This is a genomic window from Vibrio xiamenensis (assembly GCF_900100015.1).
GTDB classification, from domain to species: domain Bacteria; phylum Pseudomonadota; class Gammaproteobacteria; order Enterobacterales; family Vibrionaceae; genus Vibrio; species Vibrio xiamenensis.
Window position 1 is genome coordinate 121558 of sequence record NZ_FNDD01000002.1, and the last position, 23948, is coordinate 145505.

Consider the following 23948-nt stretch of genomic DNA (forward strand, 5'->3'; position numbering starts at 1 on the left):
CCTAAAAATAAAAAGGAGCCCTATGGCTCCTTTTTATTTTTAAAGCCGTCTATTAGCGGCTTTCAACAATCGCAATGACTGCTGCCAAATCTTCCGGTGTATCAACACCTGCGGGCGGCGCTTCACGCGCAACATCGACATGAATACGCTCTCCATACCAAAGCACACGTAGTTGCTCTAATGATTCAATTTGCTCTAGCGTAGATGCTGGCCAATTCACGTACTGGTTAATAAAACCTGCACGATAAGCATAAATACCAACATGACGAAGCAAAGGGTTGACCACTTGCTGAGGTGATTTCTGAAAGTTGTCCCTATCCCAAGGAATGCTGGCGCGGCTAAAATACAGCGCGTAACCATCTTTATCACATACCACTTTGACCGCATTTGGGTTAAAGACTTCGTCTTGGTGCTCAATTTCAACCGCGAGCGTCGCCATCGGCGCCTGACTCTTAGCTAGATTATCCGCCACTTGCTTGATGTTCGATGGTGGGATCAGCGGTTCATCACCTTGTACATTGACCACGATATGATCGTCGGGAATCGCCATTTTTTGGACGACTTCCGCCAAGCGCTCAGTACCAGACTGATGAGTTGGCAAAGTCATGCAAACATCGCCACCAAAGTCATTTACAACCTTGGCAACACGTTCGTCATCGGTAGCAATAATGACTTTTTCCGCACCCGCTTGGATCGCCTGCTCGTAAACCCATTGAATCATTGGCTTGCCACAAATATCCGCAAGCGGCTTTCCTGGCAATCGAGTTGACTGGTAACGAGCCGGAATCACGACGGTAAATGACATTATCTGCCCTCTTCAATCGACATTTCACGCGCTTCCGGTTCTAGCAGCACCGGAATCCCTTCTTTAATAGGGTAAGCTAAGCGATCAAGTTTGCAGATAAGCTCTTGATTAACTTTATCGAATGTCAATTTACCTTTGCAGACTGGACATGCAACGATTTCAAGCAGACGGTGATCCATAATTTTCTATAACCTCTTTAATTCTATTTAAAATACGCGCTTCTTGTTGCGAATCAAAACTTGCCGACACCGGCAAATACCACCAATTGTCTTGGGCGTAATCGGCGCATTTCACTGCATCTTTTTCTGTCATGATCAGATGCTGGCCGCGATTTGCAAGCGCCTTCAATTCGGATGGTTCAAACGCTTGATGATCCGCAAACCCTTGGCTAAATATTGGTTTTGCGCCCAGACTCTCAAGGGTCTTGAAGAATCTTGGCGGATGACCAATACCCGCCATGGCGACTAATTCTTTCAGCTGACTAACCGGCATACGCTGACCATTGGCTAAGTTTACCGCCAAACTCGGCGTCAGAGTCATTTTAATTTCTAACGGCTTTGCAACGCCGCCGTTATTGATGACAAAATCCACTTCATTTAAACGCGATAGCGGCTCACGCAGTGGCCCAAGAGGTATCGATGACTCATTGCCAAAGCGTCTTTTACCATCAACAACAATAAACTCTATATCTCGCTGCAACGCATAATGTTGTAAACCATCATCAGTAATGATCACATCGACATCATAGGAAAGCAGCGCTTTGACGGCTTGCGCGCGTTTAGGGTCAACCGCGACTGGCGCACCAGTACGCTTAAAAATTAATTTAGGTTCATCTCCGCAATGAGCCGTCGAGGTTGAATCATCAACGATAAGCGGATATTGAGCAGCTTTAGCGCCATAACCGCGCGAAACCACACCAGGGCGATAACCCAGTGTTTGCAACAATTCAACCAGCCAAATCACCACAGGTGTTTTGCCATTGCCACCCGCGGTAATATTTCCAACCACAATAACCGGTACGGGCGCTTTGTAGCTGCTTTTTTTTCCTTGGATGTAAGCATCACGTCTTGAACGAGCGATATAAGCGAAGAGTTGACTTAACGGCCACAACAGTGGCCATAACAGGTATTTGAGTGGGTGGTTTTCAAACCAGATTTTTTCAACCACCATCAGCCACCAAACTGAATTCGGTGCAACTGCGCATATGCGCCATCAGCTTCTAACAGCGCTTGGTGAGCGCCGCGTTCGACCACTTCTCCATCATCAATAACCAAAATTTCATCGGCTTTTTCGATGGTCGACAAACGGTGGGCAATCACTAATACGGTCTTGTCTTTTTGCAGTTCATCAAGTGCTGATTGAATCGCTTTTTCTGATTCAGTATCCAGAGCTGAGGTGGCTTCATCAAGAATTAAGACTGGAGCGTCACGCAGTAACGCACGTGCAATCGCGATGCGTTGGCGTTGACCACCCGATAAGCTGGCACCATTTTCACCGATCATGGTATCTAGGCCTTTGTCCATTTTGCCGATGAAGTCCATCGCATAAGCAAGCGTCGCCGCATGTTCGATCTGCTCACGGGTATATTTTTCGGTTGCCGCATAGGCGATGTTGTTGGCGATAGTATCGTTAAACAGGTGTACGTTTTGCGACACCAAGGCGAAATGCGAGCGCAGATTGTTGAGCTTGTAGTCACGCACGTCATGGCCATCAAGTAGAATTTGTCCAGAATCGACGTCGTAAAAACGGGTAAACAAGTTAGCAATGGTACTTTTACCTGAGCCCGAACGACCAACTAACGCGACCGTTTTCCCCGCCGGAATCGAAAAGCTCACGTGTGATAGTGCGGGTTTTTCTTTGCCGCTGTAGGTAAAAGTAACATCTTTGACGTCGACATCGCCTTTCGCTTTCTCTACCACCAGTTCACCGCTGTCTTTTTCGACCTCAAGATCCATCAGGCCAAATAAAGTCTGGCTGGCAGCCATACCGCGCTGAAAATCAGATGTGACGTTGGTCAATGCTTTAAGCGGGCGCATCAAACCAAACATCGCAGAGAAAATCACGGTAAATGTCCCCGGAGTGAGCTCACTGCGAATCGAGTCAAAACTGGCTAAAAACAGTACTGCAACCAGAGCAAGAGAGGCGATCAGTTGAATTACTGGGTTAGCAGTGGCTTGAGCGGCGACCAACTTCATCGAGTGTTGACGCATTTGGTTACTGACCTTATCAAAGCGTTCACGCTCAACATTATGCCCACCATAACTGAGCACTACTTTGTGGCCTTTCAGCATCTGTTCGGCAGAAGAAGTGACATGCCCCATACTTTCTTGCATGTTACGAGAGATTTTTCTAAATCGTTTCGATACCACACGAATCGCAACCGCCACAATCGGCGCAACGACAAACAGCACTAGAGAAAGCTGCCAGCTGTTCCAAAACATCAACACCAACAAACCAATAATGCTCGCGCCTTCGCGAACGATACTCACCAACGCTTTACTGGTTGCACCAGCAACTTGCTCTGAGTCGTAAGTAATACGCGACAGCAAACCGCCAGTGGATTCTTTATCGAAATACGACACTGGCATATGCATAAATTGATTGAATAGCTTGCGGCGCATTAGCATCACCACGTTGCCAGAGACCCAACTCAAACAATAGGTCGAGACAAATCCGCTCAAACCACGAACTAACATCATGCCGAAAATAATGAACGGGAGAATTTTGAGGAAATCGGATTGGGTAGAACCAAAACCTTCATCTAACAAAGGCTTTAACAAAGAAACCATATAGGTATCGGCGGCAGCGTTGATCACCAAAGCGATAACGGAAACAATTAAACCTGCTTTGAATAACCGAATATAAGTCCATAACCTGCGAAAAGTTTTACCTGTGGTTTCGTCTTTGTTTAATGACATAAAGTTTTTATTGTTTGTAAATTTGCGCCTATTCTACTCGGTTACGTAGCATCTGCCTATACCACGACTGCCCATGAGTCTCTCTTAACTGCTTGGCTAACCAATAATTTGAATAGAAATCTAAAGTTATCTGTCCACTGCTTCCAGTATCGAACCAAATTGCGCCATTTTCTAGGTAACGGTTGACGACTTTTTGGTCAGGAAGCCCCCAGCGACCATCTTTTTCCAGTGACGCAATCGCAAGCTTGGCATCTACTTTACGCACAAAGCCTTGCGATGAAGAGGTTCGACTACCATGATGGGGCACAATCACAATATCGCTTGCAAGATTCGGTTGACGAATCATGAGCCACTCACCGAGCGCACTAATATCTCCTGCGAGTAATATGCTAAAACGGCCATCGGAGATTCGCAGCACACACGAGTGGGCGTTATAGGCTCGATCCACACGATTTGGTGGCCAAAAGGCTTCGAGTTCAAGCCGATGCCAACGCCATTTAACGCCTTGAGCACAGGTTTGATAGCCCGGTAAGGTTTGACTGGCAAGACGCAGCGGTGGCTGCCAGTAGTGCTCGATAAACTCGCGCCCGCCTGCGTGGTCGAAATCTAAGTGACTCAAAACCAATCCATCAAGATACTTTATACCGCGCTTATGCATAAGTGGCGTAATTACATCTTGAGCAAAGCCACCCGATAGCCAGGCGGTGCCGGTATCATAAAGATACGCCCGCTCGCCTTGCTGGATAAGCACTGCTAAACCGTGACCAACATCGAGCACATCAACTCGCCATTGAGAGTCTTGCTTGACGCTCGAAAAAAGCCAATAACCACTTAGTAAAGCGCCGCACCACAATCGAAATAAAGGGGTTAATAGTGGCCAAATGATGATCACCATCAGCAACACAACCACCGCAGGGATATAGATACTCGCCACAGCAAACCAGCCAAAGTGCGCGGCGCTAATCGCTTCATGTACCCAGATGAGCAACCAATCAACGCCCTTCCAAATCGTAGTGCTTATCGACGCCGCTGAGCTGGTCATTAACGCGATAAGAATCAAAGGGACGATAACGATGCTAAACAGCGGTACAAACACCAAGTTATACAAAGGGCTAACGCTGCTGACACCGTAAAACCAAACTAGCGACAGCGGCATCATTCCGACAAAAATCCACACTTGAACCGATATAAGTGATGTCAATTTGTACCAAGGCTTGAACGAAGATTGCACAGGTTGGCGGCTGATAAACAGAAAAATCACGCCAACCGCGACAAAGGACAGCCAAAATCCCGAACTCAGCGTTGAAAAAGGGTTGAAGAGCAACACCACACACAAGGTGACTAACCATTTATAGCTGGCGGTTAAACGCCACCCCGTCATAAGCAACATTGAATAGATGACGCACATCACCAATGCGCGTTGAGTCGGTAACGTCATTCCAGCCAGCCAAGCGTACGTCAGCGCGCAAATCATACCAAGCAGATACGGCGCTCGGTACATAGCAAATGAAATGCGGAGTAGAAGCGTGCCGAGTCCCCATCCCACGCCAAACGCAATGCCAATATGCAAACCTGAAATCGCCATCAAATGACTTAAACCACTATTTTTTAGCGCTTGCCAAGTCAAAGCATCGATATGGTTTTTTATCCCAAACGACAAAGCCAAAATGAGTGCTTGCGAAGGCAATCCTTCAGTTTGTTGCTGAACTCGAGTGATTAGCCGCTGCTTGAATGAACCAAATTGCTCAAGTCGAAATCGAGTTCCTGACATGGTCGCAGTGGCGAGAATGTTTTCTGAAAAATAGTGCGCTTCTTGATCATAACCAACTTGGTTAAAGCGGCCTAAGATCGGCTTAAGACGAATCTGAGTATGAATCACATCGCCAATAAAAAGCGCTGTGGGGGCGATAAAGCGAATTTTAGGTTGGAAAAATCTGGTTACATTTTGTCCGTTGATTGATCTTAACACCAATGTTCCTTCAAAGCCGTGACTTATTTGCGTAAAAAGGCTGTCAACCTTTGCAGTTATGGTAATATCCCGACCAGATTGAAAAAGTACTTTCATCTGCTGGTTGACGGCGTATCCATGTACCAAAATGGTGAGACACGCAATGTACAAACCACAACCCCATCGTAACCGAGGCATTGTTCGGCTAAGTAATAACAATACGACGCAAATCAAGGACCACTCGACTTGAGGCATTTTCGGCCAATAAGGAGCGGTAATGATTCCAATCGATAAGGATATAAGCGTCCAGTAATGAAAGAAGAGAGTCATAGTCCACTATGCCAAGAAAGTTTATTAAACGTTTTATGCCAGACCCGGAAACCATCAAGCGTCAAAAGGCGCTCAAGATCTTTGGCAACGTTTTATATAATCCGAACTTATGGTGCCTGAATCGTCGTTCTGCAGCGGGCGCGTTTGCTGTTGGTCTGTTTATGGCGTTTGTTCCTCTTCCGAGCCAAATGATCATGTCGGCTGGGCTGGCCATCGTTTGTGGCGTCAACCTACCGCTTTCTGTCGCTCTGGTTTGGGTCAGTAACCCAATTACCATGCCGGTGCTGTTTTATTTTGCCTATAAAGTCGGCGCAAAGATTCTTCATGTTCCACCGCAACACTTTCATTTTGAACTGTCATGGGACTTCATCTGCAATCAAATGAGCACTATTGGCCCTCCATTTATTCTCGGCTGCATGGTTTGCGGTGTGTGTTCAGCGCTTATTGGTTACTTCGGAATTAAAGGCTTATGGCGCTATTCTGTGGTGAGAAGCTGGCAAAAGAGAAAACAAAAATAGCCAAGGCTCGCAGCCTTCGAGTGAACTCATCAAATAATGAAACTGCGCTGCGATTCATGAATGACATTGTGCAGAAAACAAAAAAGGCCCTTTACGGGCCTTTTGGTTTTCATGTGCGCGATTTTCACAGCAAATTACTTGGCGCTTAATACCGTTGCCGGGTTCAAGCGACTTGCCCTTGAGGCTGGATACCAAGTCGCAAGCAGGCTTAACACGATTGCGGTACCGGAAACCATCAGCACATCACTGGCTACCACTTGCGATGGCAGAAAGTCGACAAAGTAAATATCGCCAGATAGAAAATGATGACCAATCAAACGCTCTAAGCCTTTAATTAAGTTGGTTAAATTAAGAGCAATTACCACACCAGCTAAACTGCCAAATACACTACCCAGCACACCAGAAAACACCCCTTGCCAAACAAAAATACGCTTAATCAATCCGTCTTTTGCCCCCATAGTGCGCAAAATAGCGATTTCAGATGCGCGGTCTTTGACCGCCATCATCAGCGTTGAAACAATATTAAACGTCGCCACCCCAATCACCAGCACCATCACTAAATAAATAATGGTACGCACCAGCTGAATATCGCGGTACAAAAAACCGTATTTCTGCTGCCAACTGCGAAGATAAACGTAATCGTTCAAGGTGTCCCCTACTTCGCGCACGATCGCCGTGGCATTGAGCACATTGTCGACTTTAATCGAAACACCCGTCACGGCATCGCCTAACCGGCTATACGCTTGGGCATCTTTTAGCGGCAGCAACACTAAGTTATGATCGATTTGCCCATTGAGTGTAAGCAGGCCGGCAACTTTGACGCGCACGCGCCGCGGCGCCTGAACTTTTGCCGAGCGGCTCTCTTCAGGAATCATCAGGGTAATGTAATCACCTGGTGTAACCGCTAATTGCTCAGCAACGCCTTTACCCAAAATCACTTGCTGCTGGTCAGCCTGAAATTGCGCCCATGCCTTGGGCTCAACAAAATTGACCAAACTCGACACCTTGCCTTCCAACGCTTTATCTACGCCGCGCACCTCAATGGCTTTTAGATTAGTGTCCTTTTCTGCTAAGGCGGTAAAACGCACATATGGCGCAGCCGCGACAACGTGTGGGCTTTGCTGGGCTTGTTGGACCATGTTCTGCCAATTAGAGACTGGCGCACGAACCCCTTCAAACTCACCATGAGGAACCACAGACAAAACGCGATTTTTGAGTTCGCGTTCAAAGCCATTCATTGCCGACAGACCAATAATGATCACCGCAACGCCAACGGCAATGCCAATAGTTGATGACAGCGAAATAAACGACACCATCTTATTGCGCCGTTTGGCGCGGCTAAAGCGTGCACCAATAAACAGAGATAACGAGGAAAACAATTAATTGCCCCCCACGTTAATTAGCAATCCATCCTGCATATGCAGTTGGCGATCCATTTTACCAGCCAATTCTCCGTCATGAGTGACCACCAAAAACGCGGTTTTTGATTCACGGTTCAGCTCACGCATTAAATCGTAAATTGCCAACGCGGTTTTATGGTCGAGATTACCGGTTGGCTCATCGGCCAGCACCAAATCTGGGCTATTGACCAGCGCGCGCGCAATGGCGACACGCTGACGTTCGCCGCCAGAAAGCTCGGCAGGACGATGGTCAACGCGATGGGTCAAACCGACTTTCTCGAGCAGTTGCAGCGCCTTCGCTTTTGCGCTGGCAATTTTTTCACCGCCGATAAGAAGTGGCATCGCAACGTTTTCAATCGCGCTAAAGTCGGATAACAGATGATGAAATTGGTATACAAAACCTAAATGGCGGTTACGCATCTGCGCTTGCTTATTGGAAGACAATTTCGCCAGCTCTTGACCAAGGAAATTTACATGCCCCTCAGAGGCATCATCCAACGCGCCCAGAATATGCAGCAAAGTGCTCTTACCTGAGCCAGAGGTACCAATGATGGAAGCCAACTCACCAACTTGTAGGTCAAAGCTAACCCCTTTTAGGACTTGAGTGTCTAAGCCGCCTTCGCGATAGGTTTTACATACGTTTTTACATTGCAGAAGGTTATTCATATCTCAAAGCCTCGGCAGGGTGAACAGAAGATGCACGATAAGATGGAAACAAAGTGGCCAGCAAGCTTAACGTAATGGCTAGCACAACGACGATGGCGATTTGCAGCGGCTCAATCATAACGGGCAGCGAGCTGCCACCGGCAAATAGTGCAATGCCTAAACTCGATAAAATAGCGTTTAAGTTGGTGGCTAACACAACGCCCAAAACACCACCGACTAAAGCGCCAATCACGCCACTGCTCGCCCCTTGCACCATAAAAATGGCGAGAACTTGTCTGTCACGCATACCTTGAGTTTTTAAAATCGCGACTTCGGATTGCTTCTCCATCACCACCATAATCAGCGCTGAAATAATATTAAACGCCGCAACACCCACAATAAGCCCAAGCATCAAGCCCATCATATTTTTTTCCATTCGCACGGCTTGGAATAACTCGCCACGTTGGTCGCGCCAGTCACGCCAATGCCAACCCTGTGGCAAAGGCTGATTGGCAAGGTCACCAACCACAAATGGGTCGTCAAAGAACAAGCGCCAGCCAGTCATGGTATTAGCGTTATAGCGCAGCAAACGGCCCGCGTCTTCGATATGAGTGATGATCAGTTGTCCATCGATATCAGAGCCGGTGTTATAAATTCCGGCCACAGTAAACATACGCTGACTCGGAATCCGGCCAATCGGCGTGAACTGGCTGGCGCTGGTCACCATCAAACGCACTTTATCACCGACGGAAACACCCAATGAGCGCGACAATGCATAACCGATAAAGACTTGATATTTGCCCGCCTGAAGTGACGAAAGATGACCGGCAATCAAATGCTGCTGAATCGGATCCTGTTGCTGTGGCTCGATGCCGACCATTAACCCGGCGCTTAATTGCGAATTACTCTGGATCACCGCTTCACTCTCAACGATCGGTTGAGGTTTACCCGCAGACGACATAGCTTGAATAAACGCAGGTGCGTCGTCACTGCGCGCTGTTTTGCCATGGTCTTGCGATATCACTGCCTGCGGAAGCACGCCTAAAATGCGTCCTTTGAGCTGTGATTCAAATCCGTTCATGACAGAAAGTACCGTCACCAGCGACATCACACCAATCGTAATACCTGCTGTCGACATATAAGAGACAAAGCGACTAAACCTATCCCCGGACCGGCCGCGCAAATAGCGCAAACCGATGAATACAGAAATGGGATGAAACATAACACCAACCATAGAATTCGGATGGCGTTACTGTAACGATTAATCGGTTAGGGTTGTAGCCCTAAATTGCTAATTGAGCGTTAAAATGTGTGATTAACAAGGACATATCTTGATTAGTTGGCTGGTATGACGATAATCAGACAATATTAAGAAGGAACTCAAACATGACAGAACAAGAGTATTTCACCGTTCATCACCAGCTAACTATCAACGCACAACCATTAGCGGACGATTTTATCTTTCCTTCTTCTGCCCAGTTTGAAGCCGAAATTCCTGCGCCATTTGTGGTTGCTAGTGAGTTCAGTCAACTGGATATGCTTAACGACAGCGCGCGCAAAGAACTTAATAATTCCGATTTCAAGCACGTGATTAATTTGCTCGATACGCAGAACTCGAAACTCAACTTATTGCTGACCTTTCTGCTCTCTCAGCAAGATGACCCACAGTACCGCTCCACCACTGTCGCGTTTGGTGCGAGCCAATGCAGCTATTTATCTGCGACGCCGCTCAATAATGAACAAGCGTTGCGTGTTAAGCTGTTTCTAGAACATCCAGCGGCGGCCATTTACTGTTATGCTCGCGTTATCGGCTGTGAAGCTCACGAACAAGGTTATCTGATCACGGCCAAATATCAGATGCTTAGAGACGCCGACCAAGATTTATTAATCAAAGCAGCACTGTATCAACAGCAGAAATTGCTACGTCAACGTTCCATCGATAGAGAAAATAATCAATAGTTTTCACATGACGACTTCCTCATTACTCCATCTGGCTAATCCAACAAAGCCCGGTGATAAGAAATACGTTGGAAACCTCAAAGGCGCGAGTTTAGCCCTCGCCATTGCAGAGCTGGCTAAGCAGCACTCTAGCCATACGCTACTCGCCGTACCAGACCCGCAAACCGCGCTTAAGTTACAGCAAGAAATTGAGCAATTTAGCCAGCAAAGCGTGAGTGTCTTCCCTGATTGGGAAACGCTGCCCTACGATAATTTCTCTCCTCATCAAGAGATTATTTCAGAGCGTATCGCCAAGCTGTACCAATTGCCGACCCAAACCGATGGCATCACCATAGTGCCAGTCGGCACCCTATTACAGCGTCAATCCCCGCGTGATTTTCTGATGCAGCATACCTTGATGGTTAAGGCAGGCGATCTATTTTCGCTTGAGAAACTGCGTCTGCAGCTTGAGATTTCGGGTTATCGCCATGTCGATCAAGTGTTTGGCCCCGGTGAGTACGCCAGTCGCGGCTCCATCTTGGATCTCTACCCTATGGGTAGCCAAGCGCCCTATCGTATCGACTTTTTTGATGACGAAATTGATACGATTCGTACCTTTGACCCAGACACTCAGCGCTCGATTGAAGATATTAAAGAAATTCGCCTACTGCCTGCTCATGAATTCCCGTCAACAGAAGTAGCGATTGAAGAGTTTCGTATTCGCTGGCGTCAGCGTTTTGATGCCCGTCGCGAGCCAGAATCTGTATATATGCAAGTGTCTAAAGGCACGTGGCCTGCTGGTATCGAATATTGGCAGCCGCTGTTTTTTGAACACACTGAAACCCTATTTGATTATCTATCGCCAAATAGCCAACTGCTGTGCGTTGGTAATATTGAAGCGGCGATGGACACCTTCTTGACCGATGTCGATTACCGCTTTGAACAACGAAAAGTTGACCCACTGCGGCCACTGCTTGAACCGAATGAGCTGTGGATGCGCAAGGATGAATTATTCAGCCGCTTAAAACAGTTACCGCAGACGTTTTTGTCGGTTGACCCAATCGAAGAGAAACAAGGTCGCAGCAACGCCGCAATCCAAGCGCTGCCTGAGCTTAGCGTACAACATCAAAAGCAAGAGCCATTAGCCGCCATTCGCCACTTCACCGAGCAATTTAGCGGTAAGGTGATTTTTTCGGTGGAATCCGAAGGTCGCCGTGAAGCGCTGCTTGAGCTGCTGCAACCCGTCAAACTCAAACCAAGTGCCTGTGAAAGCTTTGCAAAGGCGCTCGAAAGCAGTAAAAAACACACGTTAGTACTGGGTTCTAGTGAACACGGTTTTATCGATACCGATAATAATATTGCGCTGGTTTGCGAAAGCGATTTACTTGGCGATCGCGTTATCGCAAGGCGTAAAAAAGACCGTCGTAATACCAATAGCGATGCGGTTATTCGTAACCTTGCTGAGCTCAAACCCGGACAACCTGTGGTACACATCGACCATGGCATCGGACGCTACATAGGGCTGCAAACCCTAGAAGCTGGCGGTATGACCACCGAATACGTGACACTGGAATATCAAGAAGGCGCCAAACTGTATGTTCCGGTTGCCTCGCTAAACCTAATTAGCCGCTACTCGGGCGGCGCAGAAGATGGCGCTCCGCTGCACCGTCTTGGTGGTGAAGCTTGGAGTAAAGCGCGCCGCCGCGCCGCAGAAAAAGTTCGCGATGTCGCGGCAGAACTGCTCGATGTCTATGCCAAACGTGAGCTGAAACCTGGTTATAAATTTGCCCTCGACCGCGGTCAATACGCCACCTTTAAAGCGGGATTCCCATTTGAAGAGACCGACGATCAGTCTACCGCCATCAATGCGGTGCTTTCTGACATGTGCCAAGCCAAAGCAATGGATCGTTTAGTCTGCGGCGATGTCGGCTTTGGTAAAACCGAAGTGGCAATGCGCGCGGCATTTGTCGCCACCGACAACGGAAAGCAAGTTGCGGTGCTGGTGCCCACCACGCTCCTCGCCCAGCAGCACTTTGAAAACTTTCGCGATCGATTTGCCAATTTACCGATTCGTGTCGAAGTGCTGTCACGCTTTAAATCGGCCAAAGAGCAGAAGCAAATTATGCAAGACATCACCGATGGCAAAGTCGATTTGGTGGTCGGAACCCATAAATTACTTTCAAGCGAGATTGTGTTTAAAGACCTTGGCCTGCTGATCGTTGATGAAGAACACCGCTTTGGCGTACGTCAGAAGGAAAAAATGAAAGCGATGCGCGCCGATGTCGACATTCTTACTCTGACCGCAACGCCAATTCCGCGCACGCTGAACATGGCGATGAGCGGTATGCGTGATTTGTCGATCATCTCAACGCCACCAGCACGACGCCTTGCCATCAAAACGTTTGTGCGCGAGCGTGAAGACAGCGCGATTCGTGAAGCGGTACTGCGTGAAATCATGCGCGGTGGACAAGTGTATTTCCTGCATAACCAAGTCGAGACTATCGATAAAGTCGCAGAAGATTTGGCAAAACTGATTCCCGAAGCGCGCTTAACCGTCGCTCACGGTCAGATGCGTGAACGCGAGCTGGAGAAAATCATGAACGATTTTTATCACCAGCGTTTCAACCTGTTGGTGTGTACCACCATTATTGAAACTGGCATCGACGTCCCGACCGCCAACACCATCATTATGGATAGAGCCGATAAGTTAGGTTTGGCTCAGTTGCATCAGCTACGCGGCCGGGTTGGACGTTCGCACCATCAAGCATACGCGTACTTACTCACGCCGCATCCAAAAGCGCTGACCAAAGATGCAATCAAGCGCCTTGATGCCATCGCATCACTTGAGGATCTCGGTGCAGGCTTTACTCTCGCCACCCACGACTTAGAGATTCGCGGGGCTGGGGAGTTGCTCGGTGATGAACAAAGCGGTCAGATTCAATCCGTCGGCTTTACCTTATACATGGAAATGCTTGAACAAGCGGTGGAAGCGCTCAAAGAAGGTAAAGAGCCATCACTGGATGATTTGCTGCGCGACCAGACCGAAGTGGAACTGAGACTGCCGGCACTTCTGCCAGACGATTATATCCCAGACATCAACACTCGCTTGTCGATGTACAAACAAATTGCCAGCGTCAGCGACCAAGGCCAGCTTGATGAGCTCAAAGTCGAGCTGATTGATAGGTTTGGTTTATTGCCAGATGCAGCTAAAAACTTGTTATCTGTTGCGAACTTAAAGATCAATGCTGCTAAGATAAAAGTGAAAAAAGTCGAAGCGCATGAAAAAGGCGGATATATTGAGTTCTATCCTGACGCTGACATTAATCCGGCGTTTTTGGTTAAACTATTGCAGTCTCAGCCACAAAAATTCGCGATGGAAGGACCAACCAAGTTCAAGTTTGGGGTACCATTAGTCGACAGGCGCAAGCGCCTGGATTTTGTCAACGACATGCTTAATGAGTTTCAACAAAACTTGCTTCCAGTCAGCTGATTATTAAAAGCAAATATGCAGTGCTTAAAACCGAATTACGGAGTTGTAATGAAAAAACTGATACCACTCTTACTCTTCTTTGTCGCTTTACCTTCATGGGCAGCGCGACAATTCGATGTAGAAGTGATCATTTTTAAACGTGCCGTTGATCCAGAACAGACCGCTGAATCATGGCCAAACGAGTTACCTAAGATTGATATGAGCAACGCTGGTAGCCTTAATGATGCCAACTACGTTGCCAACCAAGGCGCCCAACTGCTTTCGCCTTCGCAATATCAGCTTAATCAGCAAGAACAAGCGTTGAAAGACCACGCTGGCTTCCAAGTGTTATTGCATACTGCGTGGCGTCAAGGCGACGGTGGCCGTTATGCTTCTCCGGTTTTTCATATTCGCTCTGGTCGAGACTACTCACAGCAATTCAATGCTGACGGTTCGCTGCGCGGCGGTGAAGGCAGCGAAGTTATTGATGGGGTTACAGAACAAAGCATCAGCGGCCCGCTGTATGAACTCGATGGTAAATTCCAAGTCTATGTTGAGCACTACCTCTACGCTGACCTAAATCTCGATCTTAAAGAGCCGAGCGTACGTAACATTACCTTAGAACAGAAAGATCTCGACCTAAGCGCCGACAATCTCGACAGCACCGACGACACAGTGCAAATCGGTATGATGGAAGATGTCACGCCGACAGTGAAAAAAGAGGAATTCCTCAAAAGCTACCGCATGGAGCAAAAACGCCGCATGCGCAGTGGTGAGACCCACTTCCTTGACCACCCATTGCTTGGTGTGATCATTCAAGTGCGTAAAGTCGCTGAATAAATGCAATCTATGCCCTCGTTTGAGGGCATTTTTATAAGTGGCACACCATGAGTCCTGATTACCAAATCCTCTCACCTCGTTTAGTCTTGAAACTTATCGATAGCGACCACGCGCTTGAGCTACAAGCTCGTGTCGCCCTATCCCCTTCCCTGCATCGCTGGATTGATTGGTGTGAACCCAATTTTAGTCGTATCGATGCTGAGCAGTTTATCGTCGCTACACGCTTAAACTGGGTGAAATCTCATGCTTATGGCTTTGGAATTTTTCGGCGCTGCGATGGCGAGCTGCTCGGCATGGTCGCGATAAACGAGTTTTACCACACCTTCAATATGGCCAGTATTGGCTATTGGGTGGCAGATGATTATCAAGGACAAGGCTATGCCAAAGAAGCAATTAACGCTTTAGTGGAGTTCTGCTTTAGTCAGTTAAAACTGAGCCGACTTGAAATTGTCTGCGATCCAGACAACCATGCCAGTCAGCAGGTCGCCAAACGCTGCGGCGCAGAATTTGAGGCGTTGGCGAGAAATCGTTTTATCTTTAATAAAAAGCCGCGTGATGGAATGGTGTATGCGATTGTGCCCTGAGCATGATTCGCTTTTGCAAAAAACCATCACTGCCTAGTCTGCGGTTTAGAGCTGACAATAAAAAAGAGCCCATTCAGGCTCTTTTTTATTTGTTATGCGGTATGCAGTATGCGGATTAATGCAGTTTTAGATTTGGACGTAATACGCGGTTAATTCGTCCCATCAGAATAATCAAACCGGTTTTAAACGCACCGTGTAGCGCCATTTGGTGCATACGATACAACGAGATATACACCACGCGAGCGATGCGACCTTCAATCATCATCGAACCTTTGGTCAAGTTGCCCATTAAGCTTCCCACGGTTGAGAAGCGGCTTAATGACACCAAAGAGCCTTTATCTTTATAAACGTAAGGCTTCATATCACGGCCACTTAGCTTAGCCACAATGTTGCTAAATGCACGACTCGCCATCTGGTGTGCGGCTTGCGCGCGAGGCGGTACAAATGAACCATCGGCTTGCTGACACTGCGCCAAATCACCAATCACGAAGATGTTTTCATCACGAGTGGTTTGTAGCGTTGGCGTCACCACCAATTGGTTAATACGGTTAGTTTCAAGACCGCCAAAGTCTTTCATAAAATCTGGCGCCTTGATACCCGCAGCCCAAACCATTAATTGCGCAGGGATTTTCTCACCGTCTTTGGTCGTCAAACCTTCGCTGTCGGCGCAAGTTACCATAGTTGAAGTGCGAACATTAACGCCAAGTTTGGTTAACTCGCTGTGCGCCGCAGCCGACAAACGTGGCGGCAGTGCTGGCAAAATACGCTCGCCCGCTTCGACCAAGTTAACGTTCAGTTTGCTTGAATCTAAGTCGCCAAAACCGTAGGTTTTTAGCGCTTGAACCGCGTTGTGCAGTTCAGCCGACAATTCAACGCCGGTTGCACCACCGCCAACGATGGCGATATCCACCGTACCATTACCATTTTTCGCGTGCAGTTTGAGGAACTCATTGTTCATCTCTGTACGGAAACGGTGAGCTTGCGCTGGGCTGTCAAGGAAGATGCAGTTTTCACGTACACCAGGAGTGTTAAAGTCGTTTGAGGTTGAACCAATAGAAAGCACCAACATGTCGTATTCGACTTCGCGCGCAGGCATCAACAATTCGCCTTCGTCATCGGTCAATTCAGCAAGTTGAATCACTTTACGTTCACGATCAATGCCACACAGAGAACCGAGATGAAAGTCAAAATGATGGTTTTTTGCGTGAGCGCGATAGCTCAATGCGTCAACCCCTTCATCTAACGACCCGGTTGCTACTTCATGCAACAAAGGCTTCCATAAATGGCTTGAGTTTTTGTCGACTAAGGTCACTTTCGCTCGGCCTTTACGCGCCAACGTTCTGCCAAGTTTGGTTGCTAACTCCAAACCACCGGCACCACCGCCTACAACAACAATTCTTGTCACAACAACAATCCTCTTAAAATGAATAAACGTGTTTCAGCCCGATATCATCGAACCGATAGAATTCGTTTGTGGCGCGACTGTCGCCAATATTTAAAGGGTTTATCCACCAGATATTGTATCTGTATTGCACTCAACTTGACGCTCAATGCCTAACGCAGTGTTGCGTTGACTTGGCTATTTGTGGGCGGCTTTACATGCTCGCTCTCAATTTTTTTTGATATTCATCAAATAATTTGGAATTTGTCATTATATAGAGCAAAATGCGCTTCGCAACCAAAGAATGCGTAGCGACGAAAGAAAATTGCAACAATTTCTAGCGCCAAAATAACAAAAACAGCGTTTCAAAAACATAAAAAAAGCAGCTTGCTTACACATGCTGCTTGTTAGTCACTAAAACATTCAGTTTTGTTGCTTAAATGCTTTCATTGCTTGAAGATGCTGGGAGATCTTTTTGAACTTATGTGTCTCGTTTTCATCCCAAACTATCTCATAATAAGGTGATAATTCCTGCGCTGTTGACGAATTGTCACGCACCTCGTCACTTCGTGACAGAATCACTAAACATCGACCTTTATTGTTGTCTCGAAAATTTTCAACACACTTGGTCGCGATGTCTTCGTACTCTTCGGGCCTATCAATACGCCCATCCATATTGTGCTGTGGATGCAAATTGGGATTGAAAATGACTTGCTTGATGCCGCACAAAAAACCGATGCGCTCAGACCAGTAGCCCCCGAGCCCAACACCACAAATCAGCGGCGATGAATCCTCTGACTGTTCGAGAACCTTGTCCACCTCTTTGAGTAGATGCTGCATGTCGTGTTTGGGATGCAAAGTACTGTAGTTAATGAATCTGACATCATCATCGATGAACTGGAGCTGCATCACTTTTTCGTGGTTGCCAGGGCTGGTGCTATCAAATCCGTGTAAATAAATAATCATGTTACCCCCCGATTTCAGTCTGTTTAATCTACCACGAAGGCTAGGGTTTTAAACCCCGATGGTTTGAATTCTCAGCTCGAATTCCCAAAAAGTGATCATCACGTCATAATCCTTCGAGCAACTGTTGCGCTTGACTCAAATATTGTTCATCGCCCCATAATTGGTGCGCGAGCAGATACCACAGCAGCGCCATCATGGTTGCTCGTGGTTGCCAAGCCTGTACTCCTGCTATCCAATCATCGACTTCGATTAAATTGCGCAGTTGGCAATAGCGCGCCACGGCCTCGTAAGGGCTTTCCTCTGCGATATCAATACACAGAGCTAAATCAAGCCGCGGATCGGCAATGCTGGCGTACTCCCAATCGATGATACGATGGCCAAGAGGCGTATCGACCATGTTATAGCCGGCCAAATCAAAGTGACACAACGTTAAATCAACGGGCACCAAACTTGGCGCTTGACGCCACTTGTGATAGATAGCTTGGTAGGCTTCACTTTTGTAGCGGCTTTCAAGGCGAATCCAGTAATGGTCGACTCGAGCAGTATAATTGAAGGGCGCGATAGGAATGCGCGCGGTTGGAAAACTGTGGACTCTCACTAAGCTTTTTAGCAAAGACTCGAAACTTAGCCCTTTGGTTAACGATTCGCCTTCAATCCACTCCACCAGCAAACCATGACCATTAATATAAATTGGTTTGGGGCCAATACGCGAAGGCTCGATCGTGGTTAAGATTTGGTATTCTTGAATACGTGAGATGGAAAAAGCTTGAGTAATATGGGTGGTCGGCCGCCAGACATAAGCACTGCCATCGCGCAGCACGATTTTCCAACAGCGATTGGTCAAGCCCCCAGTCAAAGTTCGAGCATAATCGGGAGCAAGAGAAAATAAGGAGTCGAGTGACGCAAGTGAGTCATCCAGTTGACAAGCTTCTTGCCAAGACATTCGCGCCATACTCGTCCCCTTTTCACAGCAACCTAAAAGCCGGTAATCGACGTTACCGTTACATACCTAAAAAGCTTTTAGATTCTTGTTTGCGAATTTCAGTTTCATCCGCCCATTCGATCAGACCGGTTTGTAGGTCCATAAGTCGCATGGTCATTTTGTAGTATACGTCTTTGTCGCTGCCTGCGCTCTTCGCAATGCTGGATAAGTTACCGTATAACATGTATTGAGCGCCGACCATTTTACCAAATTGGATCGCGGTGCTTTGGTTAACCAGCTCATCATTGTTTTGGAAGTTTAACTGTTCGCGTACTGATTCAACGCGGTTCATATCAACAAAGCGGAACTTACCGGAGTTAAGCAGTTTGGTACTGATGCTATCGGTAATGGATTCGGTGTCGATATGTTCGCTGGTTTTGTTTTTAATGCTCTCAACAAACACAATTGGTCGCGAGTTTTGGGTAATCGCAGCCACAGAGCCAGACGCCATCATGCTATCCACCATATCCGCCGCAATTTTTTGCAGATCGGTTGAGCCAAAATCAATCGTGGTTGTTTCTACCGATTGCGCATCGCCATAGCTGATTTGGTTTGAACACCCACCTAACATCACCGCTAAGCCCACCAAAGCTAGAACACTTTTATTCATTATTGGTTCCTCGTTTACCAATTGTCTTGATTTTAAATTGTGTACTCAAAGTCGTTAGACCAAAAGTTACTCATCCAGTTCACGAACTTGCACACGAAAGTGCTTGCCGTTTGGATTGATTGATACTTCAGAAATCGCCATGGTTTCCATGCCGCGAATCACCGCCTGACGCCAAGGGCCTTGCTTTAAGTTAACTTCAAGTCCCTGATCATCATACCAGTAGAATCGATATTGAATGTGCAAATCGCCACTATATTGGCTCGCTAAGCGCACTACGCCACGGGCATGACCATCGACTTGGGTCGTCGCGATGCTGTCGATTTTGAGCCGCGACCCTAACACATTATCGCCAAAAAGCACGGTTTGCGTTGCACCATCGATGCGCAGCCCTGCGGTATTACTTGCGCACGCCGTGAGAGTCAGCGCCACAAACAGTACTGATAACCATTTTTTCATTACAGCCTTCCTAATTGTTTATGCCAAATGGTCGAGTTATCACCTTGACGAGAAAGCCACACCAATGCGGTTCTTCCCTCAGCGACATCGAACGAATAATCTTTACCATCAACCGTTACCACTTGTTGCCCTGGCGCCACAATGCGACTGGCACTGTTGACTTGCTCTGGCAACGTCAACCAACTACGGGTATCAGGTTGTTCGGTTAATGTGTTCCAAACATTAAAGAGCAAATTACCAACATCATCTTTGGCCGCCTGGCGGCGTAACTGCTCTTTTGCCACCACTCGCAGCGCTTGGCGCAAAATCAGTGCTGGCATACGTTCAGTTAAGTCACGAGTTGCCATTGCGTCCACATCAACCAGAGCGCTATCGCTCAGATTTTGATGATTTAGCTGCATCGGTGAAAAGGCTTGCTTTGGCGTATCACGGTAGTACGGAAGTGCCATAGAGTACCAAGCGGTGCCACCTTTACTGTCAAAGATCGGTAAAGCTTGCTTCCAGCCATCAAGAGCACGCACCACCCCTTGTTCTTCGATGATGATGACGCGACTTTTCCCTTGTGGTAACAACTCTGCTGCGCCATAACGTTTTTCTAATAAGCGCAAATCTTGGCTCATGCCAAGCCGTTTGGCGACGCGTTTTGTGCCCTCGATAATTTGCTGGTTGTCTGGTGCTACCGCTAACGCGCGGCGATAATCCACATACGCGCCATTAAGATCGCCCGACGCTTCATATAGCAGCGCCGAGAGATAAAAAAGATATCCGTTTTGCACACTTTGCAGAGTTTTACCTGCATCGGGATAATTGGCTAACACACTGCCTAAATTGGGGCTCAGCCCTTGGGAGGTCATTTCTTTTTGCGCAGATTCCAACTCGGCTTCGCGCTCTTTGCGCGCTCGCTCTTGAACTTGGTTGGCGCGGCGCATTTCCACCAAAGCACCTTCGAGATCGTTGTCGTGTACGTAACTAAGGCCAAGGTATAAGTGCAAAAAACCAAGCTCATAATCGGCGGGACGATAAATGTTGAGGTTATCGTTCACCGCCAGCGATCCAACGCTGGTCGCGGTATCTGAGATGGAAATGGTGGCTTTGTCTTGTTGCACTCGAACCGCTTGATCACTTTTCTCAAGGAAGGATTTTCCATTCGAATAATCTTGGTTGAGAATCGCCACGCGGCCTTTCTCAAAGTTATCCAAAATATCCCCGGCCACCGATTCATTCAGTGCTTGCTGAGCTTGTTGGTACTGACCGGTTTTGACCGATTGATACAAGGCTTGATTTTGTGCGCTGTAATGGCTAAAAAGATTGCCAGCTGAAAAGTTGGCGCACGCCGATAATACCGAGGCGCTAGTAATCGCTAATGCGAGTTGAATGCGACGTCGCACTTCTCACTCCAATCAAAAAGTAAAGGTTAAGCCATAAGACGTGAGCAGAACATTTCACGTCTTAAGTTCGTGGCGTTAGACCGTAATAAAGCTAAAAAGTTTACGTTAACTCAATAACATAGGACCAAGAGGTTGCCCTCCGACCAAATGCATATGAATGTGGTAAACCTCTTGCCCACCATGCGAGTTGCAATTGACAATCAAACGGTAGCCGTTTTCGTCAATCCCCTCTTGTTTCGCGATTTGCTTCGCTACGGTAAATAGGCGACCAAGTGCTAGTTCATCTTCAGTCGTCACATCGTTCACAGTTGGAATATGTTTATTGGGAATGATCAAAATGTGGCTCGGCGCACGCGGGTTGATATCACGAAATGCAGTCACTAAATCGTCCTGATACACCACATCGGCAGGAATCTCTTTACGCACAATTTTGCTAAAAATGGTTTCTTCGGTCATAAATCCTCCAACTCCTTAGAAAAACAAAGATTCCCAAAGTATGCGGCATGGGCATACAAAGCTCAATAAAAACAGACTGAGGTTAACAGATTCATGATTCGACTATTTTGTGAGGTTATTTTTGTATTGTGCGTCATAAAATGCGTAACCGCCCTGAAATAGTATGGCGCTGTTTCTGTTAACTTTTTTTAAACAGTTTTTGTATTGCCACGAAGTAAGGGAGAAATCTATGAAAGGCTCTGTCATTAGGCGCATGTATGTGGGGTTTGCCCTACTGATCGTCATGTTTGCCATCACCACATTTATGATGATGCGCAGCATGCAAACCATTCAAAGCAACTTTACCTCCGTGTCTAACCAAGCCTTACCTTTGGTTTCTTCTGCTAACCAAACCAGTGTAAAACTGCTCAGTGCAGACAAATACTTTAAAGATTTTCTAACCACCCAAAATGAGACTCGCATGCAAGAAATGCGCACTCAATTTGCTGAGGCTCAGGTGGATTACCATAAGTCACTGCTGCAGTTACAATCAGCCAGTGCGCACCAACCACAGCTGAGCGAACAAATTGAAAAGTTGAATGCGGCAGAAACGCGTTATTTTTCAGAAGCAGAGCAAGCGATGGAAAACTACCAAGCCATGTTCGCGGCGCAAGAAAAAGTGCAACAATCTACACGTAACTTTCAGCGTTTAACCTCAGAGCTCAGCATCGGTATGAAAGAGTATGTCGATGGCCAATCAAGCATTTCCGTTAAGATTATGGCCAAAAGCTACTTTATCAAACTCAAAGAAGCCGAAAGTATCACCTCCGATGCACTCGCCAGCAACGACCGCGACTTTGTCGCTAAAGCGGTGGCAAAAAACAAAAAAGCCGTGACTCATCTTAACTACGCTTATCGAGGTTTGACCGCTCAGTTACCCAGACTGAAAGACACTTTCGACGCTTCGGTGGAACAATTTACCCGTGACATCGGCCAAAAAGGTGGTGTGCTCGACCAGCACAGTGATTATTTAACCGCGAAAGCGGCGCTCTATGACAACATCGCCAACCTAGCCGCAGAAGTGGACAACACTATGGCGCTGTTAAACACCTTCAGCGTTGAAGCTCAAAATGGCCTCAATGATGCCTTACTCGATGCCGAGCAGGTCTACCATTCTGGGCTTGTCAAAGCTATCGCAATCGGCATTGTGGTGGTATTGCTGGCAGCAGGCGTTGGTTATCACGTTGCTCATAGTGTCCGTGAACCATTGACTCGGATTCTGGCGACACTTGAAGGCTTAACTCAAGGCGATATGACTCAGCGTATCGACATTCGTTATAACAATGAATTTAGCCGCCTAAGTCGCCACATTAATGAGCTGGCAGACAACCTTCATACTATTTTGCAGCGCTTAAATGGTGCTTCCGACAACCTCACCTCAACGGCGAATAATAACCAGTTGACCTCGCAAGATGCGCAATCGCAACTTAGCCATCAGCGTGAACAAACCGCAAGCGTCGCAACGGCAATGGCACAGATGGCTCACTCGGTTCAAGAGGTAGCGAGTAACGCGCAAAGCTCGCTAGAAATGGTTGAGAAAGTCGAACGCGCGTCTGAATCCGGGCGTACCATTATGAATCAAAACATCACCACCATTAATCAGCTCGAACAGCGTCTCAATCACTCCGTTGATGCTGTCGCTGACCTTAAGCAGATGAGCGGTAAAATAGGCACTATCTTAGATGTGATTCGCGGTGTGGCAGAGCAAACCAACTTACTTGCTCTTAACGCCGCAATTGAAGCGGCTCGCGCTGGCGAGCAAGGCCGAGGCTTTGCTGTGGTGGCTGATGAAGTTCGCGTGCTCGCCAAACGCACCACCGATTCAACCGCCGAAGTGGAAAACATGATCAGTAACCTGCAAAACAGTTCAACCTCTGCCAGCAAAGTCATTGAAAGTTGCAGGCAGGAAATGACGCTTTCCGTTGAACAAGCTTCTAAAGCCAATAACGCGATGGAAGAAATCCAAGCATTGATTATCGAGATCAGCCAAATGAGCGGCCATATTTCTCAAGCGGCCGCCGAACAAAACGAGACCACCGCAGAAATTGCACGCAATATTGAAGAGATTAATGCGATCGCCGGCATGAGTTATCAAGCCATAGCCGACATCGCCAATACCAATGTGCAACTGACTGAATTAGCTAATCAACAAGGTGCACTCGTACATCGCTTTAAATTGTAAAATCATTGTAAATTATTGACCAAAGGCGGCTTTCTTTTAGGGGTCGCCCTTGTTTTTTGCGATCTGTGTCTTTATATGATGCTTATAGGCTTG

At 47.3% G+C, this 23948-nt stretch carries 21 protein-coding genes; 6 read left to right on the forward strand and 15 right to left on the reverse strand.

The annotated features are described in order from the left end of the window. Positions 1–52 precede the first annotated feature (52 nt). From kdsB to BLS03_RS02255, 5 genes are read right to left on the reverse strand one after another with little or no spacing between them, the layout of a single operon-like run. Positions 53–805, reverse strand: coding sequence for a 3-deoxy-manno-octulosonate cytidylyltransferase (gene kdsB, locus BLS03_RS02235; RefSeq protein ID WP_093269068.1), 753 nt, complete (start codon positions 803–805; stop codon positions 53–55). Next, the gene (locus tag BLS03_RS02240; RefSeq protein ID WP_093269070.1) at positions 805–984 is read right to left on the reverse strand and encodes a Trm112 family protein; all 180 of its coding nucleotides are present in this window, start codon (positions 982–984) and stop codon (positions 805–807) included. The genes kdsB and BLS03_RS02240 overlap by 1 nt, the downstream gene beginning before the upstream one ends. After that, positions 965–1972 carry a tetraacyldisaccharide 4'-kinase gene (gene lpxK / locus BLS03_RS02245; protein WP_093269570.1) on the reverse strand — a complete coding sequence of 336 codons (1008 nt, stop codon included), beginning with the start codon at positions 1970–1972 and terminating at the stop codon, positions 965–967. Before lpxK ends, BLS03_RS02240 begins: the two co-directional genes overlap by 20 nt. Positions 1973–1974: 2 nt before the next feature. Beyond that, a complete protein-coding gene (gene msbA, locus BLS03_RS02250; RefSeq protein WP_093269073.1) occupies positions 1975–3723 on the reverse strand; it encodes a lipid A ABC transporter ATP-binding protein/permease MsbA in 1749 nt (582 codons plus the stop codon). Positions 3724–3751: 28 nt separating this feature from the next. Beyond that, a complete protein-coding gene (locus tag BLS03_RS02255; protein WP_176765499.1) occupies positions 3752–5692 on the reverse strand; it encodes a DNA internalization-related competence protein ComEC/Rec2 in 1941 nt (646 codons plus the stop codon). A gap of 317 nt (positions 5693–6009) precedes the next feature. Between BLS03_RS02255 and BLS03_RS02260 the strand changes: the two genes are divergently transcribed. Then, complete coding sequence (locus tag BLS03_RS02260) at positions 6010–6519, forward strand: DUF2062 domain-containing protein (protein WP_093269079.1); 510 nt, start codon at positions 6010–6012, stop codon at positions 6517–6519. A 134-nt stretch (positions 6520–6653) separates the two neighbouring features. Here the strand turns inward: BLS03_RS02260 and lolE are convergent, their stop codons facing one another. From lolE to lolC, 3 genes are read right to left on the reverse strand one after another with little or no spacing between them, the layout of a single operon-like run. Next, a complete protein-coding gene (gene lolE, locus BLS03_RS02265) occupies positions 6654–7898 on the reverse strand; it encodes a lipoprotein-releasing ABC transporter permease subunit LolE (protein WP_093269081.1) in 1245 nt (414 codons plus the stop codon). Then, positions 7899–8585, reverse strand: coding sequence for a lipoprotein-releasing ABC transporter ATP-binding protein LolD (lolD, locus tag BLS03_RS02270; protein WP_093269084.1), 687 nt, complete (start codon positions 8583–8585; stop codon positions 7899–7901). Further along, positions 8578–9786 (reverse strand): lipoprotein-releasing ABC transporter permease subunit LolC, encoded by a 1209-nt coding sequence (gene lolC / locus BLS03_RS02275; RefSeq protein WP_176765500.1) that lies wholly within the window; start codon positions 9784–9786, stop codon positions 8578–8580. Before lolC ends, lolD begins: the two co-directional genes overlap by 8 nt. A gap of 164 nt (positions 9787–9950) precedes the next feature. On the opposite strand from lolC, the gene BLS03_RS02280 reads away from it, so the two are divergent. The 4 genes from BLS03_RS02280 to BLS03_RS02295 are packed head-to-tail and all read left to right on the forward strand — an operon-like array spanning position 9951 to position 15395. Further along, positions 9951–10523, forward strand: a complete 573-nt coding sequence (locus BLS03_RS02280; protein ID WP_093269089.1) for a PilZ domain-containing protein — start codon at positions 9951–9953, stop codon at positions 10521–10523. A 7-nt stretch (positions 10524–10530) separates the two neighbouring features. Beyond that, positions 10531–13992: a transcription-repair coupling factor gene (gene mfd / locus BLS03_RS02285; RefSeq protein ID WP_093269092.1), complete on the forward strand. Its 3462-nt coding sequence runs from the start codon at positions 10531–10533 to the stop codon at positions 13990–13992. Positions 13993–14040: 48 nt separating this feature from the next. Next, on the forward strand, positions 14041–14811 hold the full coding sequence (locus tag BLS03_RS02290) for a peptidoglycan binding protein CsiV (RefSeq protein ID WP_093269094.1): 771 nt from the start codon (positions 14041–14043) through the stop codon (positions 14809–14811). 47 nt (positions 14812–14858) lie between these two features. Continuing rightward, entirely contained in the window at positions 14859–15395 is a 537-nt protein-coding gene (locus tag BLS03_RS02295) for a GNAT family N-acetyltransferase (RefSeq protein WP_093269097.1), read from the forward strand. Positions 15396–15510: 115 nt separating this feature from the next. Here the strand turns inward: BLS03_RS02295 and BLS03_RS02300 are convergent, their stop codons facing one another. From BLS03_RS02300 to hinT, 7 genes are all read right to left on the reverse strand, one after another. Next, a complete protein-coding gene (locus tag BLS03_RS02300) occupies positions 15511–16800 on the reverse strand; it encodes an NAD(P)/FAD-dependent oxidoreductase (protein ID WP_093269099.1) in 1290 nt (429 codons plus the stop codon). 399 nt (positions 16801–17199) lie between these two features. Further along, positions 17200–17742 carry an alpha/beta hydrolase YcfP gene (gene ycfP, locus BLS03_RS02305; protein ID WP_093269102.1) on the reverse strand — a complete coding sequence of 181 codons (543 nt, stop codon included), beginning with the start codon at positions 17740–17742 and terminating at the stop codon, positions 17200–17202. 103 nt (positions 17743–17845) lie between these two features. Then, positions 17846–18694: a phosphotransferase gene (locus tag BLS03_RS02310; protein ID WP_093269105.1), complete on the reverse strand. Its 849-nt coding sequence runs from the start codon at positions 18692–18694 to the stop codon at positions 17846–17848. A gap of 49 nt (positions 18695–18743) precedes the next feature. After that, the gene (gene lpoB / locus BLS03_RS02315) at positions 18744–19334 is read right to left on the reverse strand and encodes a penicillin-binding protein activator LpoB (RefSeq protein WP_093269107.1); all 591 of its coding nucleotides are present in this window, start codon (positions 19332–19334) and stop codon (positions 18744–18746) included. A 66-nt stretch (positions 19335–19400) separates the two neighbouring features. Further along, a complete protein-coding gene (locus tag BLS03_RS02320; RefSeq protein WP_093269110.1) occupies positions 19401–19790 on the reverse strand; it encodes a YcfL family putative periplasmic lipoprotein in 390 nt (129 codons plus the stop codon). Further along, the gene (locus BLS03_RS02325; RefSeq protein WP_093269112.1) at positions 19790–21178 is read right to left on the reverse strand and encodes a COG3014 family protein; all 1389 of its coding nucleotides are present in this window, start codon (positions 21176–21178) and stop codon (positions 19790–19792) included. The genes BLS03_RS02320 and BLS03_RS02325 overlap by 1 nt, the downstream gene beginning before the upstream one ends. A 105-nt stretch (positions 21179–21283) precedes the next feature. Beyond that, the gene (gene hinT, locus BLS03_RS02330) at positions 21284–21634 is read right to left on the reverse strand and encodes a purine nucleoside phosphoramidase (RefSeq protein ID WP_093269115.1); all 351 of its coding nucleotides are present in this window, start codon (positions 21632–21634) and stop codon (positions 21284–21286) included. Between the two features lie 229 nt (positions 21635–21863). Here hinT and BLS03_RS02335 point away from each other — a divergent pair, with 229 nt between their 5' ends. Continuing rightward, positions 21864–23855: a methyl-accepting chemotaxis protein gene (locus tag BLS03_RS02335; protein WP_093269117.1), complete on the forward strand. Its 1992-nt coding sequence runs from the start codon at positions 21864–21866 to the stop codon at positions 23853–23855. Positions 23856–23948 lie beyond the last annotated feature (93 nt).

Excerpts from the sequence above, each read along its gene's own strand:
- BLS03_RS02280 (WP_093269089.1), top strand. The coding sequence starts at position 9,951 with ATGACAGAACAAGAGTATTTCACCGTTCATCACCAGCTAACTATCAAC.
- BLS03_RS02335 (WP_093269117.1), top strand. The coding sequence starts at position 21,864 with ATGAAAGGCTCTGTCATTAGGCGCATGTATGTGGGGTTTGCCCTACTG.
- BLS03_RS02295 (WP_093269097.1), top strand. The coding sequence starts at position 14,859 with ATGAGTCCTGATTACCAAATCCTCTCACCTCGTTTAGTCTTGAAACTT.
- BLS03_RS02310 (WP_093269105.1), bottom strand. The coding sequence starts at position 18,694 with ATGGCGCGAATGTCTTGGCAAGAAGCTTGTCAACTGGATGACTCACTT.
- mfd (WP_093269092.1), top strand. The coding sequence starts at position 10,531 with ATGACGACTTCCTCATTACTCCATCTGGCTAATCCAACAAAGCCCGGT.
- msbA (WP_093269073.1), bottom strand. The coding sequence starts at position 3,723 with ATGTCATTAAACAAAGACGAAACCACAGGTAAAACTTTTCGCAGGTTA.
- BLS03_RS02240 (WP_093269070.1), bottom strand. The coding sequence starts at position 984 with ATGGATCACCGTCTGCTTGAAATCGTTGCATGTCCAGTCTGCAAAGGT.
- hinT (WP_093269115.1), bottom strand. The coding sequence starts at position 21,634 with ATGACCGAAGAAACCATTTTTAGCAAAATTGTGCGTAAAGAGATTCCT.
- BLS03_RS02260 (WP_093269079.1), top strand. The coding sequence starts at position 6,010 with ATGCCAAGAAAGTTTATTAAACGTTTTATGCCAGACCCGGAAACCATC.
- kdsB (WP_093269068.1), bottom strand. The coding sequence starts at position 805 with ATGTCATTTACCGTCGTGATTCCGGCTCGTTACCAGTCAACTCGATTG.
- lpoB (WP_093269107.1), bottom strand. The coding sequence starts at position 19,334 with ATGAATAAAAGTGTTCTAGCTTTGGTGGGCTTAGCGGTGATGTTAGGT.
- BLS03_RS02290 (WP_093269094.1), top strand. The coding sequence starts at position 14,041 with ATGAAAAAACTGATACCACTCTTACTCTTCTTTGTCGCTTTACCTTCA.
- lolD (WP_093269084.1), bottom strand. The coding sequence starts at position 8,585 with ATGAATAACCTTCTGCAATGTAAAAACGTATGTAAAACCTATCGCGAA.
- ycfP (WP_093269102.1), bottom strand. The coding sequence starts at position 17,742 with ATGATTATTTATTTACACGGATTTGATAGCACCAGCCCTGGCAACCAC.
- lolC (WP_176765500.1), bottom strand. The coding sequence starts at position 9,786 with ATGTTTCATCCCATTTCTGTATTCATCGGTTTGCGCTATTTGCGCGGC.
- BLS03_RS02320 (WP_093269110.1), bottom strand. The coding sequence starts at position 19,790 with ATGAAAAAATGGTTATCAGTACTGTTTGTGGCGCTGACTCTCACGGCG.